Source organism: Sinorhizobium psoraleae, from assembly GCF_013283645.1.
Lineage (GTDB): Bacteria > Pseudomonadota > Alphaproteobacteria > Rhizobiales > Rhizobiaceae > Sinorhizobium > Sinorhizobium psoraleae.
In genome coordinates this window covers 1-13,176 of sequence record NZ_JABEKV010000012.1, presented here as the reverse complement: position 1 = coordinate 13,176, position 13,176 = coordinate 1, and the positions used below count along the sequence as shown (strand labels likewise).

The 13,176-nt window shown below is 59.7% G+C and carries 9 protein-coding genes and 9 pseudogenes; 10 read left to right on the top strand and 8 right to left on the bottom strand.

Annotation, left to right across the window (positions count from 1 at the left end; all coding sequences use genetic code 11):
* The first annotated feature begins 315 nt into the window (after nucleotides 1-315).
* From nifB to nifT, 4 genes and pseudogenes are all read left to right on the top strand, one after another.
* Nucleotides 316-1,797 (top strand): nitrogenase cofactor biosynthesis protein NifB, encoded by a 1,482-nt coding sequence (gene nifB, locus ILFOPFJJ_RS31630; RefSeq protein ID WP_173514416.1) that lies wholly within the window; start codon nucleotides 316-318, stop codon nucleotides 1,795-1,797.
* 38 nt (nucleotides 1,798-1,835) lie between these two features.
* A complete protein-coding gene (locus tag ILFOPFJJ_RS31625) occupies nucleotides 1,836-2,030 on the top strand; it encodes a 4Fe-4S dicluster domain-containing protein (RefSeq protein WP_173514415.1) in 195 nt (64 codons plus the stop codon).
* Between the two features lie 79 nt (nucleotides 2,031-2,109).
* Nucleotides 2,110-2,400: pseudogene (locus ILFOPFJJ_RS31620) on the top strand (nitrogen fixation protein NifZ); the annotation flags it as partial.
* 30 nt (nucleotides 2,401-2,430) lie between these two features.
* Entirely contained in the window at nucleotides 2,431-2,661 is a 231-nt protein-coding gene (gene nifT / locus ILFOPFJJ_RS31615; protein ID WP_173514471.1) for a putative nitrogen fixation protein NifT, read from the top strand.
* Nucleotides 2,662-2,865: 204 nt separating this feature from the next.
* Here nifT and ILFOPFJJ_RS31610 read toward each other — a convergent pair whose 3' ends face one another.
* The 3 genes and pseudogenes from ILFOPFJJ_RS31610 to ILFOPFJJ_RS31600 form a co-directional block, all read right to left on the bottom strand.
* Nucleotides 2,866-3,012 carry a transposase gene (locus ILFOPFJJ_RS31610; RefSeq protein WP_246299953.1) on the bottom strand — a complete coding sequence of 49 codons (147 nt, stop codon included), beginning with the start codon at nucleotides 3,010-3,012 and terminating at the stop codon, nucleotides 2,866-2,868.
* A 359-nt stretch (nucleotides 3,013-3,371) separates the two neighbouring features.
* Entirely contained in the window at nucleotides 3,372-3,749 is a 378-nt protein-coding gene (locus ILFOPFJJ_RS31605) for a DUF2867 domain-containing protein (protein ID WP_246299952.1), read from the bottom strand.
* 937 nt (nucleotides 3,750-4,686) lie between these two features.
* Nucleotides 4,687-4,859: pseudogene (locus tag ILFOPFJJ_RS31600) on the bottom strand (IS3 family transposase); the annotation flags it as partial.
* Between the two features lie 342 nt (nucleotides 4,860-5,201).
* On the opposite strand from ILFOPFJJ_RS31600, the gene ILFOPFJJ_RS31595 reads away from it, so the two are divergent.
* From ILFOPFJJ_RS31595 to ILFOPFJJ_RS35605, 3 genes are read left to right on the top strand one after another with little or no spacing between them, the layout of a single operon-like run.
* A complete protein-coding gene (locus ILFOPFJJ_RS31595; protein WP_173514413.1) occupies nucleotides 5,202-5,399 on the top strand; it encodes a hypothetical protein in 198 nt (65 codons plus the stop codon).
* A gap of 18 nt (nucleotides 5,400-5,417) precedes the next feature.
* Complete coding sequence (locus ILFOPFJJ_RS31590) at nucleotides 5,418-6,899, top strand: recombinase family protein (protein ID WP_312032767.1); 1,482 nt, start codon at nucleotides 5,418-5,420, stop codon at nucleotides 6,897-6,899.
* Nucleotides 6,880-7,446, top strand: a complete 567-nt coding sequence (locus ILFOPFJJ_RS35605) for a recombinase (RefSeq protein ID WP_246299945.1) — start codon at nucleotides 6,880-6,882, stop codon at nucleotides 7,444-7,446. The genes ILFOPFJJ_RS31590 and ILFOPFJJ_RS35605 overlap by 20 nt, the downstream gene beginning before the upstream one ends.
* 23 nt (nucleotides 7,447-7,469) lie before the next feature.
* Here the strand turns inward: ILFOPFJJ_RS35605 and ILFOPFJJ_RS31585 are convergent.
* A pseudogene (locus tag ILFOPFJJ_RS31585) lies at nucleotides 7,470-7,706 on the bottom strand (transposase family protein); the annotation flags it as partial.
* 474 nt (nucleotides 7,707-8,180) lie between these two features.
* Between ILFOPFJJ_RS31585 and ILFOPFJJ_RS31580 the strand changes: the two are divergent.
* Nucleotides 8,181-8,633, top strand: a complete 453-nt coding sequence (locus tag ILFOPFJJ_RS31580) for a carboxyl transferase domain-containing protein (RefSeq protein ID WP_173514412.1) — start codon at nucleotides 8,181-8,183, stop codon at nucleotides 8,631-8,633.
* 482 nt (nucleotides 8,634-9,115) lie between these two features.
* Here ILFOPFJJ_RS31580 and ILFOPFJJ_RS31575 read toward each other — a convergent pair.
* Both ILFOPFJJ_RS31575 and ILFOPFJJ_RS31570 read right to left on the bottom strand, forming a co-directional pair.
* Nucleotides 9,116-10,146 (bottom strand): annotated as a pseudogene (locus ILFOPFJJ_RS31575) (IS110 family RNA-guided transposase).
* A 334-nt stretch (nucleotides 10,147-10,480) separates the two neighbouring features.
* A pseudogene (locus tag ILFOPFJJ_RS31570) lies at nucleotides 10,481-11,215 on the bottom strand (IS110 family RNA-guided transposase); the annotation flags it as partial.
* A gap of 81 nt (nucleotides 11,216-11,296) precedes the next feature.
* Here ILFOPFJJ_RS31570 and ILFOPFJJ_RS31565 point away from each other — a divergent pair.
* Nucleotides 11,297-12,180: pseudogene (locus ILFOPFJJ_RS31565) on the top strand (transposase); the annotation flags it as partial.
* Here the strand turns inward: ILFOPFJJ_RS31565 and ILFOPFJJ_RS31560 are convergent.
* Nucleotides 12,180-12,317: pseudogene (locus ILFOPFJJ_RS31560) on the bottom strand (IS630 family transposase); the annotation flags it as partial. The pseudogenes ILFOPFJJ_RS31565 and ILFOPFJJ_RS31560 sit on opposite strands and share 1 nt — an antisense overlap.
* On the opposite strand from ILFOPFJJ_RS31560, the pseudogene ILFOPFJJ_RS31555 reads away from it, so the two are divergent.
* A pseudogene (locus tag ILFOPFJJ_RS31555) lies at nucleotides 12,318-12,445 on the top strand (IS630 family transposase); the annotation flags it as partial. It lies immediately after the preceding pseudogene.
* Nucleotides 12,446-12,528: 83 nt separating this feature from the next.
* On the opposite strand, the pseudogene ILFOPFJJ_RS36815 reads toward ILFOPFJJ_RS31555, so the two are convergent.
* Nucleotides 12,529-13,129: pseudogene (locus ILFOPFJJ_RS36815) on the bottom strand (IS91 family transposase); the annotation flags it as partial.
* Nucleotides 13,130-13,176 lie beyond the last annotated feature (47 nt).

Genomic DNA, 13,176 nt, shown 5'->3' with positions numbered 1-13,176 from the left:
ACGCCCGGCCAGCCTCAAAATACAGCCTATCCAATGGGGCGGAGACGGCGCTTACACATGGACGATCTGCGAGAGCACAAGAAATTAGCACTCCGTCAAGCCGCATGACCAGCACTCATGACCGCCCAATTTCGCAGAACTTGACGCACACAACCCGAATTTGCCCGCTTCTTGTCGCAAGCTCGACAAAATTGGGTCAGAGCACTTGGCCGGAATCTGACACGAAATTCCAACCCGTTGAAATTGCGATCTTGCTTTAGTTGGCACAGGGCTTGCAGTTTCGACAACGACCTTACTCGCCAGTGGAGCCGTTCGATGAGTGCACCGATAATTTCGCTTAAAAGCCTGTCCAGCACGACATCCGCCGGGCAGTTGCTGACAATCGCGAAATCCGGTGGCTGCGCATCCTCGTCCTGCGGCTCGTCCTCAACACCAACCGACACGGATTCGGCTATCTGGGAGAAGATCAAGGATCACCCCTGCTTTTCAGAGGAAGCGCACCACTATTTCGCGCGTATGCACGTCGCTGTCGCACCGGCCTGCAATATCCAGTGTAATTACTGCAATCGCAAATATGATTGCGCTAACGAAAGTCGGCCTGGCGTCGTCTCCGAAAAGCTGGCACCGGACCAGGCGCTCCGCAAGGTGATTGCGGTCGCCAACGAAGTGCCGCAGCTTTCCGTTCTCGGCATCGCGGGTCCGGGCGATGCTTGTTACGATTGGAACAAGACAAGGGCGACTTTCGAACGCGTCGCTCGGGAGATCCCCGACATCAAGCTATGCATTTCCACCAATGGACTTGCCCTGCCGGAACATGTCGACGAGTTGGCGGAAATGAACATCAGCCACGTGACAATCACCATCAACATGGTTGACCCGGCAGTCGGCGAGAAGATCTACCCGTGGGTCTTTTATGGTCATCGCCGCTACACCGGCATCGATGCTGCCAAAATCCTGCATGAGCAGCAGATGTTGGGACTTGAGATGTTGAGCGAACGCGGCATCCTCACGAAGATCAATTCCGTGATGATCCCCGGCGTCAATGACCAGCACCTGATCGAAGTCAACAAATGGGTGAACGAGCGCGGCGCGTTTCTGCACAACGTCATGCCGCTGATTTCCGAACCGGCACACGGCACCCGGTTTGGCCTCACTGGACAGCGCGGCCCAAATCCACTTGAACTGAAGGCGCTTCAGGATCGCCTCGAAGGCGGTGCCAAGCTGATGCGACACTGTCGACAGTGCCGCGCCGATGCAGTCGGCCTTCTCGGCACTGATCGTGGCCAGGAGTTCACGCTCGACCAGATCCCGCTCGAACTTGGCTACGACGGTAGCAAGCGCTATGCCTACCGGGAGGTGGTCGCACGCATACGCGATGACCACATAGCGGCTAAGGATCAGGCGATCACAACGCTTGCATCGGTGAGCACGCGCGGGTCGCTTCAGGTGGCTGTTGCGACGAAGGGTGGCGGACGCATCAACGAGCACTTCGGCCATGCGAAGGAGTTCCAAGTTTACGAAGCCTCGCAAACCGGGATCAAATTCGTGGGGCATCGCAAGGTCGAGGCGTATTGCCATGGCGGCTGGGGCGAGGACGCCGCTCTCAGTGGCATCATTGCTGCACTCGCTGGCATAGATATCGTGCTGTGCGCCAAGGTTGGAGATTGCCCCAAGAAGCAGCTCATGGAAGCTGGAATCCGGGCAACGGACGCCTTTGGCTATGATTACATCGAAGCGGCGATCAGCGCTCTTTACATCACAGAGTATGGTTCCGACTCATCGGAGCTAACCGCTTGAGCTGGCCTATCGATCGAGACCCAACCAGGAGTTCAATGATGGTCTACAAAATCATCGCATCCCAATGCACCCAGTGCGGCGCCTGCGAGTTCGAATGCCCTTCCACCGCCATCGAGTTCAAGGGCGAGAAGTACGTGATTGATCCTGACAAATGCACCGAATGCAAGGGGGCTTTCGAGGTGCAGCAATGCGCCTCGGTATGTCCGGTGCCGAAGACTTGCGTGCCGGCTTAAGCTCCGAATGCAGTGGCCGGGCTTCCGCGCGCCAGGCCCTCGTTTCCCCTGCGTAGCCCCGTCAATGAAAGGAATAGCAATGGGTCTTGGACGCGAAGAGGAGGTCGAAATCCATAATCCTCCACGTTTCATGCCGGGTGAGAAAGTCTGTGCCACACGCCACATCAAAAATGACGGCACCTATCCCGGGAAGGAAATCGGAGAAAGGCTCGTCAGGAAAGGCGACGCGGGATTTGTGCGCGATGTCGGGACCTTTCTCCAGCAGTTTTACATCTATGCCGTCGAATGGATCGATCGCGGCAACGTCGTTGGAATGCGTGCGCGTGAACTGAGGAGCCTCGATGAGGTCTCGACCTTGGCAACCGCTGAATGCACTGATCGGAGCGAAGGAAATGCAAAAATGAAAGTAACAATCCGCAGAACTGGCAATGACTTATCAGCGTATGTTGCCAAGAAGGATCTCGAAGAGCCGATTGTCGAGGTTGAGAATGAAGGCCTATGGGGCGGCTTCGTGGTGCTCAGGAACGGCTGGCGGCTCTTATTGCCCGATCTTCCGCAGGACACCCAGCTACCGGTCACCGTCGAGGCAAAGAAGGTGGTGAATGATGCAGCGCAAAGAAAAACACCATGAATACAACACTGACTTTCGGTCTCGTCGTTCAGAACAGCCTTACCGAAGTAGCTTGACCCGGTGTGGCCGAACCCTGCGGCCTCGAATGCCTCAAAGAGCGCTGTTGCCTCCGATCTGCTTGGTGCCTTGTTGCCGTTGCCAGCAAACTTGACCGGCGCGCTCGCTCCCTCCGTCAATGGCGCTACGATTCCCGCCGAAAGCGTCTTACGACGCCACACAGTAGAGCTGCGATGGCTCCAATCCCCGACACCGCGCAATCGCCGACACATTTGGCCCCGGCGAGAACGCCTCCGCGACTAGCCGTGCCTTCTCTTCATCCGACCAATGACGCGGCTGGCGTCGAGACGGCATCGGCTCGGCCGTCAGCACCGTCGCCCATAGGTTTCTCCGCATGACTCATGCAGAAAATGCGGTTCCAAAGCTAAGTGGAGTAACCTACGGCTTGCGGAGTTTCACGCACTGGCACCGAGATACCTGACTACTTTAGGCACCATCGCACTCAGCCAACTCGATCCATGAAAGATGATGTTGGCGGGTGCGCTGCGCGACGCCTCGATAAGAAACGATTCGGCATGGGCCGACCCTACGGCGAACAATGATGCTCCGCTACTGGCTGAGCAAGGCGGACCTTCAAGACCTCTTCGAGTCGCGCGTCGCTTCCCGGCCCTGGCGATTTTCGTGTCGCCGAGTTTTCAATTTCTCCCTGAAGATTAGCCGGGTCGTTCAACGGCCGTTAGCAAGGACGGGATAATCGCCTTATGAAAGGGAATCGCAGCGGCAAGATAGAGCCAGCCCATAAGACTCCTGCGGCGCACCAGAGTGGTCATGCCGACAATCTGGCCATCAGCCGGCCCTTCACCGATATCCACGATCAGGCGAAAAAGCAGGTGACGGTCATCATAGCCGAATACTGTTTCGCGGTTGTCGCTGTGCATTAGAGGGAGGCTGGAGACGAGGTCGGAATGCCTCGTTTCCGCTGTCGCGTTGAGACCGACCAAAGGCACGAGGCGGTTTCGAAAAATCAGAAGGTTTCGTACCCAGCAAGGTGCGCTACCAAGCACTCGCCTCGCCGCCTCAGCCGCTGTCATCCGCTCGGCCAAGACGAGCACTTCGTAGCGATCAGCCCAATCTGCTCCCGGAAGCCAAGCGTTCGGCAGTCTTACGGCAGCCCTTCGTGGTCTCATGAGCGTACCTTTCGCTCTTACCGGTTCCGCCAATCAGGGCGGTTACCGTGCGTTTGGCCCTCTACATAATTGCGCACAAAGGCGGTGCTACATAGCGGACCGCTTGCCGCAGTTCAGGGCCATTTGTCGCATGGGGCAGATGCGGGCGGAACCAGCGACAGCAATAGTGTTTGTACGTAGGATGACGGGAGTTCGCGGTGCCATGCCGTGAAAAGTCGCACGCTGCCTTTGTAGGGGGTTGAGCACCAGTCAGAACTGTTGCGTTGAGGAGCAGCCAACCGAATCTCGGATCAAGCCTAAGTCCGCCCTTCCTGAGCGGCGGGGAAATTCAGTCCGCATCCATAGCGCGGATGGGTGCGATGACGTCCCAGGGAGTTCTCTAATCGCGGTTGTCAAGTTGATCGCCGAGGGCGTCACAGGTTCTCTAATCGCGGTTGTCAAGTTGATCGCCGAGGGCGTCACAGGTCAGGCTGGAGATGGCAGCTTTTCTTTGGGCGATTGGACAGGAGGTCGCTCCCACAGCAAAAGCCTAAAGGCGAATGCCCAGCTCGAACAAAAACGCTTAACCCGAAAATTGAAATCATCTCCTGTTGGACAAAGATGGAGGCAGGGCTCCGGTGGGGAACCCTCGCAGGCTCTATGTGGCGGACAATTCCAAGCCCGAGATTAGACAGAGGCAGCCCCAGACGAACACACGGAAATGCGGTACCCAACCCGCGCATAAGAGTATGCCAGCCGTCGTCAAAATGCCCTGCCTCCTCCTTTGTTCAACAGCTTCACGCATGCGTGCTTTCGTCCTCAAGGCCGGAAAGGAAAGAGTCATGATTAAGGAGCTTGCAAATGAACATAAGAGAGCCTCGGCGGTTTTCGATAGCCAATTGGCGCGGTGGGAGCAACCGGCGGAAACGCGTGGCCTTCATCTTGCGCAGCGTTGGAGCCGGTTGCGGCGATGATCCCGGCATAGGCTGCCGGGGTGCGGTATCCGAGCGACGAGTGCGGCCGGAATGTATTGTACAACACGACGACAGAACACCCACGGGACCGAGGTTCGCGAGCTTTTGTATCCATGGCATCCCTGGTCGGGGCGGCTCGTTCACGTCCATGAGGCGCTGTCCAAAGGGACGCATATTTTCCGCTGCAGCCTTTCTGGTGCTTCCTCTGATCGACTTCTTGAAGTCCCGTCGTGGATGTTCGACCGATCTGTGAGTGGTTGTTGGCGCAGCCTGCCGGTCCCGCACGTCGATCTCGCGAGCCTGCATACTTTGGCAAGATTGCTGAAGGACGCTGATGCCTCATCGCAAACTGCGATAAAGGGCGCAGCATTGATCTCTCACGAAACGAGTCGGAGAGATGTCCATGCCTCGCCAGTCCATGACATACCAGTTCGATCTGTTCTCGGCCCCGCAGCGGGGGAAGACGGCAGGGACGCCGCAATGGCCGGAGTTGCCGGAGGAGACCCGCCAAGCGCTGACGGTGCTCATCGTGCGGCTGTTCGTCGATCACGCAAACTGCGGGCGTGCCTCCCAGCAGAAGGAGGCCGGTCATGATGCATGAGAAGATCGGCCGCATCATCTGGAGCGGAAGGCCATCCTCTATGTTCGGCAGTCCTCGGCTCACCAGGTTCTGCACAATCGCGAAAGCAGCGCCCTCCAGTACGCCATGCGCGACCGGCTGGCAGCGCTTGGATGGTCACATATAGAGACGGTGGATGACGACCTTGGTCGTTCGGCCGCCGGCGGCGTGACCCGCGCTGGATTTGACCGGATGGTGGCAGAAGTCTGCCTTGGCAAGGTTGGCGCCGTGGCCGCGCGTGAGGTATCGCGCTTCGCCCGGAACAGCCGGGACTGGCAGCAACTCATCGAGATGTGCCGTGTTGTCGATACCGTCCTGGTCGACCAGGAAGCGGTTTATGCGCCCCGCCAGGGCAACGACCGCCTGCTCTTGGGCTTGAAGGGCAGCCTCAACGAGCATGAGCTCGATCTCTTGCGTCAGCGTTCCCTTTCCGCCCGCTATGAGAAGGCTCGCCGCGGTGAACTCATCGTCACTGTTCCGGTCGGCTTCGTAAAGGCCGGTGACAGGATCGAGAAGGATCCCGACCGACGCATCCAGGAAGCCATTGCACTCGTCTTCGACAAGGTTGCCGAACTCGGCAGTGCGCGGCAGGCTCTGCTATGGTTCCTCGAGCAGGGGCTGGACCTGCCGGTCAGGTACACCACTGGTGACGTCATCTGGCGCAGGCCAAATTATGCCACCATCGACCGGATGATTGCGAACCCGATCTACGGCGGAGCGTACGCTTATGGTAAGAGTCGCTCCGTGCCCCGATACGATGACCGATCTGGAATTCGTCGCAAGACGCGTGATGAATGGTTGGCGCTGATCCCGGATGCACACGAAGGTTACGTCAGTTGGGAACGGGCGGAGGAGATCCGCAAGATGGTCAGCGACAATATGCCGGCCAGCCGCCATCACGGAGCGCCAAAACATGGTGACGCTCTGCTTGCCGGCCTTTTCCGTTGCAAGAGGTGCGCTCGGAAGCTGACGGTCCGGTACACCGGAAGCAAGCATAACATTCCGCGCTATTCCTGCTGGCGTGGTCTACTCGATAATGGCGAGCCCCGCTGCATTGCTTTCGGCGGTCTGCGGGTCGATGACGCGATCGAAGAGGCACTGCTCGGCGTGGTCGAACCAGGAGCCATTGCCGCCGCCATCGAGGCGGAACGTAATATGGCCAGCCAACGCGACCAGGTTCAGGATGCCCTGCTGCGCGACCTCGAGGCAGCGCGCTATGTAGCCGACCGGGCATTCCGGCAATATGACGCGGCCGATCCGGAGAATAGGCTCGTGACGTCGGAGCTCGAAGCACGCTGGGGCGCTCGCTCGCGTCGGCGAGATCGAGGCCAAGATTGCCAAACATCGGACAGTTACGCCGCAGCCGTTCCCCATGTCCGCATCACAGGTAACCGCACTTACGGGGAACCTTCGCACCGTCTGGACGGCGCCGACAACCGATGCAAGGCTGAAGAAGCGTATCGTGCGCACGCTCATCAATGAAGTGGTCGCCGATCTCGATGATGGAACCTCTGAGATCGTCCTCGTCATTCATTGGGTTGGTGGCGTCCACACCGAGCAGCGCCTGCCGAAGCGGCGCCGCGGCCAAAGAAACGCGACGCCTGACGACATTGTCGACGCTGTGCGACAGCTCGTCCTTATTGCCAATGACGATGTGATTGCCGGTGTCCTCAATCGCAACGGACTGACGACCGGCAATGGCAATCGCTGGACACGGGAGCGGGTCACGGCGCTGAGGTCATATCGCAAGATTCCGGTCTTCCGTCCCCAGATCGACGGGGTTGAGCCGTGGCTTAATCTAGGCGGTGCGGCGAAGTTGCTGGGGGTCACGGCAAAGACGCTGCGTCTGGCGGCGGAGGCCGGCGAGATTGAGGGGACTCATCCGCTACCCGATGGCCCATGGATCTTCAGCCGTTCAAAACTCGCGACCTCACAAGCACGTCAGATCCTCGATCGCGCCCGGCAGAACCCGCGACACCCCACAGGATCGCCTCCAAATCAGGAAAGCTTATTCCCTTCAACAACATAGAAAGATGGGCGTTATGAAACAGGATTGTAGTCGTCGACCCATTCGGAAATGGCACTGCGGGCGTGGCCGAGCCCGAAGAACAGGCTCTCATTCAGCAGCTCGTCGCGCATGCGGCCGTTGAAGGATTCGACGTAGCCGTTCTGCATCGGCTTTCCCGGTGCGATGTAGTGCCACTCGACCTTGTGCTCCTTTGACCAGGCGAGGATCGCGTTCGACGTGAATTCCGTGCCATGGTCGGAGACGATCATGCCGGGCTTGCCCGGACCACCCTTGTTGCTTCGAACGCGTTTCCACGCTGTTTCCAGATTCTCTCGGCTACACACCTTCTCCATTAGCTGTTCTATCCAGGCCGGGCTTTCGGGTGCCGGTTTCGCCACGGATGGTTCGGCCCCTGGGTAGCCGCTGACAGGGGGTTCACCCCGATCCCTCGGCTCCAGGGCCAGTACGTACTGGGTCATCTGCCGCTTTCCACTCATGAGTTGCCAGTCCTATTTGCCACTTCCAATCGTTCGGGCCTTCGGTCATCGTTCCCGGCTCGGCCTATCCGTTGCTCCGCCTTTCGGCCTTGGAGTGCCTCACTAGCCTTGCCGACAGCATCACCTACTACGCCCTCTGCTGACTCCTGCATCACGGTCAGGCCACCTCGCGGTTTCCTCAGTTCCGAGATCGGAACATGACGCAGGCCTCCCCAGGTAAGTTCGATCGCCTTCCCCGCGGACTTGCACGCGATCGCGATGGCCCGAGAGATAGTCGCCTCTACCAATCGTCCCGAGAAAACCTCGGTCGATCGCGTCGCTCCGGAGCCGCCCGCCTATGATGCATCGGAACTCTACGGCATAATTCCAAGCGATCCTCGAGTGCACTTTGATATGCGTGAGATTCTCGCACGCTTAGTCGACGGCAGTAGGTTCCATGAATACCAGCCGCGCTACGGCCGATCTCTGGTGTGCGGGTTTGTATACCAAATCGGTGTTCTGGCGAACAATGGCGTGCTGTTCGACGACAGTGCGCTGAAAGGCGCCAACTTCATCCAATTGTACGATACCAATCGGACACCCCTCCTATTCTTGCAGAACATCACCGGTTTCATGGTCGGCAGCGAATATGAGCGGCGCGGCACAATGGGAGAAGGTCGACGCTCGCGAAGCCATCCACACGCTTGTGGACGATATGTACAACGAAGGTGACGGGTTCAAGTTTACCAAGGATTTGGTCTTGAAGGTGGGCCTTATGCTCTCCGACATTGGTAGCGTCGGCTTCAAGGTCGAGAACTTCAATAAAGCCAACATGGCAGTTTTGGAAACTAACTGGCCGAGGATTCGGGGGGTCGATGGCGAGGCGGATCAGCATGGCGACGCGATCGGAGCTGGGTGCAGCGCGACATATGTGGAACGTATATGGACCCCGCCCGATTGCAACGGTCGGCTGGATCAGGATCGATGGTCACAACTGCTGACGTATATCCGGCTTCGTGATGCGGCTGGACAACGTCTTCGCCGCGAGCCTCGATGGGGCGCCCGCTTCCACCTCAAAGCCCCGATGACATTGGCTAACGCCATGCCGGTCCACACATCAGGTTCGGGAAGCGACGGGGTGACCGTTTCGCCATCTCCTGCCATTTGCTGCAATTGCCGGGGTGGGACCTCCTTTGCTTATTGGCCGCTTCGCTTCAGGCCGCCTTCACCGACAGCGCGGGCTCGTAAGCTGTGTCGCCCGAGAGCATAGCCACACGATCCGCGCATTCTTGTTGGCAAGCGCAACGGCCGCGACGTTGGGATGCCGCCGTTACCGCATCTTGCCGAGCCAGAGGCTTCGTGGATCCTGCTTGCCGCCAGCCCGGCTTAAAGCGGCGCGAGCGCCACGAATCATCAGTGTGCGCAGATAGCGATCGCCGCGTTTGCTGATGCCGAATAAGCGGGCTCGGCCTCCACTGGATCGCTGCTTCGGCACCAGGCCAAGCCAGGCCGCGAACTGACGGCCGTTCTTGAAGCAGGTTCTATCGCCCACGGCGGCGATCAAGGCAGTTGCCGTCACAGGACCGATGCCTTCGATCTTCCCAAGCCGCTGGCACTGCTCACTGGCGGCGAAGATTTCCCGTATTCGCCGGTCATAGGCTGTGATGCGTCGATCAAGCTCGGCCAGTTCCGTCTGCAACTCCCTCATGAGCGTGCGAATCATCTCGCTGAGACCGTCATTGTCGTTGCCGATTATGGAGGCGAGGCCACGCCGCAGCTGCGCGATGTCACGGGCAATAACGATGCCATGCTCGGACAGAAGACCGCGTATTTGATTGACGAGCCTGACCCTGTCGGCGATCAGACGCCGGCGAATGCGATGGACGGCTTGCACCGCCAGCTGGTCGGTTGATTTCCGGGGCACGAAGCGCATCGACGGCCGGCCGACCGCTTCGCAGATGGCTTCCGCATCGTTCCGGTCGTTCTTGTTCGACTTGACGTATGGCGTCACGAATTGCGGGCTGATCAGCCGCACCTGATGGCCAAGCTCGGTGAGCACGCGAGCCCAATAGTGCGCCCCGTTCGAAGCCTCCATGCCGACGAGAGATGTCGGCAAATTGGCAAAGAAGCGGGCCACCGCATCGCGACGCAGCCTCTTTTGCACCACGACTTTCCCGTGGTTGTCGACGCCGTGAACCTCGAAGACATACTTCGCCAAATCGAGACCTATCCGAACGACCTGCATGACATCCTCCTTCATCGCAGTTGACGTTCGAGATTCCACCTCGCCGCGAGGGCGGGGTCCATACCATTGCCCCCTATGGCAAGGGCATTTTTCAGCGATTCATCCCGCGGGAACGGTGCGGTCATATGTCCGGCCTATCAGCGCGGTTCTGTGGACCGCTGGCCTCGATGAAGTCCAAGAAACGAGTGACTGATCAACCAAACGCGCTCGAAGCGCAATGTCGCGCTGGCCTCTCTCGCCTCGGGATTTCGTCCCGTTGTGGAATCTTCGCTCGTTTGTGCACCTTGCCACTGGCGGCTACCGTGCCGCGCAGTTCGTGATGTTCGTTGTCAGCTTATGAGCTGGCCGCACTGCTCTCGAGACCGCGATATGTTCCGCCCTTGGTCAGGAGCGCCCAGATGATCCGCGCCATTTTGTTGGCGAGCGCGATAGCAACGACCTTGAAAGGCCGTCGCGCTAAAAGTGCGGCTGGCCACCGTGGGGCTTTGTGGTTGCCTCTTGCATGTCGCAAGACCGAGGTTGCACCTGCGACGAGCAGAGTGCGAAGCTCGGGATTGCCCATCTTCGATATTTTGCCCCAATCGCACCTTGCCTCCGCTCGAATGGGATCTCGGCGTTAAGCCCAGCCATGCGGCGAAATGGCGCCCGGATTTGAACCCACCCGGGTCTGGACAAGCGCCTTGATGGAGGCCGAGGTAATGGCTCCGACGCCAGGGATTGTGGCCAGCCGCCGCATGTCTTCGTCATGCTTCACTTCGGCGACAAGCTCTCGCTCGAGTTTGTTGATCTGCAGCGCCTGCGCGTCGATTTGATCCGCAATTGCCGTCAAAGCGAAGCGGGCCGCGTTCGGGAGACGCGCATCGGTTTCATCACGCACGATCGCGATCAGGCTTGCAATTTTCGCCGTGCCGATGCCGGCAATGATCCCCAGTTCGGACAGGTGAGCACGTAGCGCGTTGATCGTCTGAGTTTGCTGACGAACCAGAAGCGCGCGTGTCTTCAAGACCATCGCCGCCGCCTGCTGTTCGGGGGATTTCACCGGAACGAAGCGCATCGTCTTGCGCGTCATCATGAGACCTGTGCGCGGGTGTCTGGACCGAAGCGAACGACTGTGATTCTATCAATCTGAACAGTGGATTGAGGGATTCGAATGGGACGTCGACGCATAGGTCAGGAGAAGTTCGGCTTACGCCCGGCCAGCCTCAAAATACAGCCTATCCAATGGGGCGGAGACGGCGCTTACGATTCTTTGGAACTCAGTAAATCGACCTGGTTGATCACGTCGCTGTCGCCGAGCAGTGGGGAGAAGATGTCGAAACATGCGGTACGCGGCGGCGATATCACTGGATTGCTGGCACGGTTTGCCCAGCTTCAGGACAAGGCACAGGCGCGCACCGGCCGGCACTTTGCACTTGTGGTCATTCAGGAGGCGGGTCTCGACGGCTTTTGGATCCATCGAGTCCTGGAAGCGGGATCGAAAGCCATGTCGTCGACGCCGCCTCGATTGCCACGTCGCGCCGGCGTCGTCGTGCCAAGACCGACAAGATCGATGGTGAGGCGTTGGTGCGTGCGCTGCTCGCCTACAAAAGGGGCGAGCCGCGCGTGTGCGCGATGGTTAGGGTGCCGAGCGTCAGCGACGAGGACCATCGGCGCATCGGCCGTGAACGCAAGGTTCTGGTTGGTGAGCGGACCTGCCATGTCAACCGCATCAAGGGACTACTATTTGCTCAAGGCATCACCAGTTACGAGCCGCTGCGGCGTAACCGACGACATCGGCTTGAGGGACTGAGGACCGGCGACGGCCGCGCGCTGCCTGAACATCTGAAGGGGCAGATCCGTCGCGAGCTCGACCGGCTCGAACTGGTGATAGCCCAAATTAAAGAGGTGCAGGCAGAGCGCGACGCTCTGCTGGCAATCGAAGTCGCCGAAACTCCAGCAGCGACATTGCTCGATCTCAAGGGTATCGGTCCAGAATGTGCGGCCATCCTCTACGCGGAAGGGCTGTTCCGGCACTTCGATAATCGCCGGCAGGTCGTGTTCCAGTGACCGAAGGGCGCGTGCCCCAACAGCCGTTCGCCGCGCGGCGCCCAGCCCCTGAGCGGCGCCATGTTCGTCTTCGTCCAGGTTTCATGGATGAAGACGAGGCGGGACGGGTCGATGTGGTGGCGATGGTCAAGGTCGATTACCGCGCCGTCTGGACCTTCGTGCATGAGGAAGGGCTGAGTTATAAAAAAAGACGCTGGTCGCCAGCGAACGGGAGCGGCCCGACGTCGCCCGCCACCGGGCACGAGAGCTGAAGCAGCGGGAGGCACAGAGGCGCATCGCACCGACCTGGGCCGGTGCGGCAAGGCTGTCGGGACCAATGGGCGCGGCGGCAGGCACTCATGACGTGTCGGGCCATGGTCGCGCCCGCGGCAGTCTGGCGGTGATGCGCAGGATGCCGCCGCAGCACGGACAGACGATCGGATCGAAGCGGGCGGCGCTGGTGCCCGGACTGACTGCCTTCCGCCCGGCGGCGTTGCGGCGGGGCATCGGCCAGCAATCGCCTGATGACGGCTAGGCCGGCGCGAGGGATGCCATTGGCGAGGAAGCCGTAATGGCGGATGCGGTGGAAACCGTCGGGCAAGCAGTGGAGCAGGAAGCGGCGGATGAACTCGTGCGGTGCCAGCGTCATCGAGCGCGGGGCATTGTCGTGGCGGTAGTCGCGCCCGCGGAAGGTCACGCCGGTGGCGTCAGCGCTGACGAGGCGGCTGTTGGCGATGGCGACGCGATGGGTATAGCGGCCGAGATAGGCGAGCACCCGTTCGGGCGATCCGAACGGCGGCTTGGTATAGGCGACCCAGCGCTTCTTGCGCAGCGGACGCAGCGCCCGCGCCAAGGCATTGCCGTCGCCAAGCGGCGCGAGGGCGCCGAAGAAACGCAGGCCTCCGGCCGCTTGCGCCGCCAGCAATCGCTCGAGGAATAGGCGGCGGAACGTATGCGACGTCCACGCCCCATCGCTTTTTCAGTTGCAGCGATCTGAGGTTGATC

Bases quoted from the DNA above. Each gene is read 5' to 3' on its own strand.
- ILFOPFJJ_RS31605 (WP_246299952.1), bottom strand. From the start codon at position 3,749: ATGACAGCGGCTGAGGCGGCGAGGCGAGTGCTTGGTAGCGCACCTTGC.
- ILFOPFJJ_RS31610 (WP_246299953.1), bottom strand. From the start codon at position 3,012: ATGCCGTCTCGACGCCAGCCGCGTCATTGGTCGGATGAAGAGAAGGCA.
- nifT (WP_173514471.1), top strand. From the start codon at position 2,431: ATGAAAGTAACAATCCGCAGAACTGGCAATGACTTATCAGCGTATGTT.
- ILFOPFJJ_RS31580 (WP_173514412.1), top strand. From the start codon at position 8,181: ATGGCCCGAGAGATAGTCGCCTCTACCAATCGTCCCGAGAAAACCTCG.
- ILFOPFJJ_RS31625 (WP_173514415.1), top strand. From the start codon at position 1,836: ATGGTCTACAAAATCATCGCATCCCAATGCACCCAGTGCGGCGCCTGC.
- ILFOPFJJ_RS31595 (WP_173514413.1), top strand. From the start codon at position 5,202: ATGCCTCGCCAGTCCATGACATACCAGTTCGATCTGTTCTCGGCCCCG.
- nifB (WP_173514416.1), top strand. From the start codon at position 316: ATGAGTGCACCGATAATTTCGCTTAAAAGCCTGTCCAGCACGACATCC.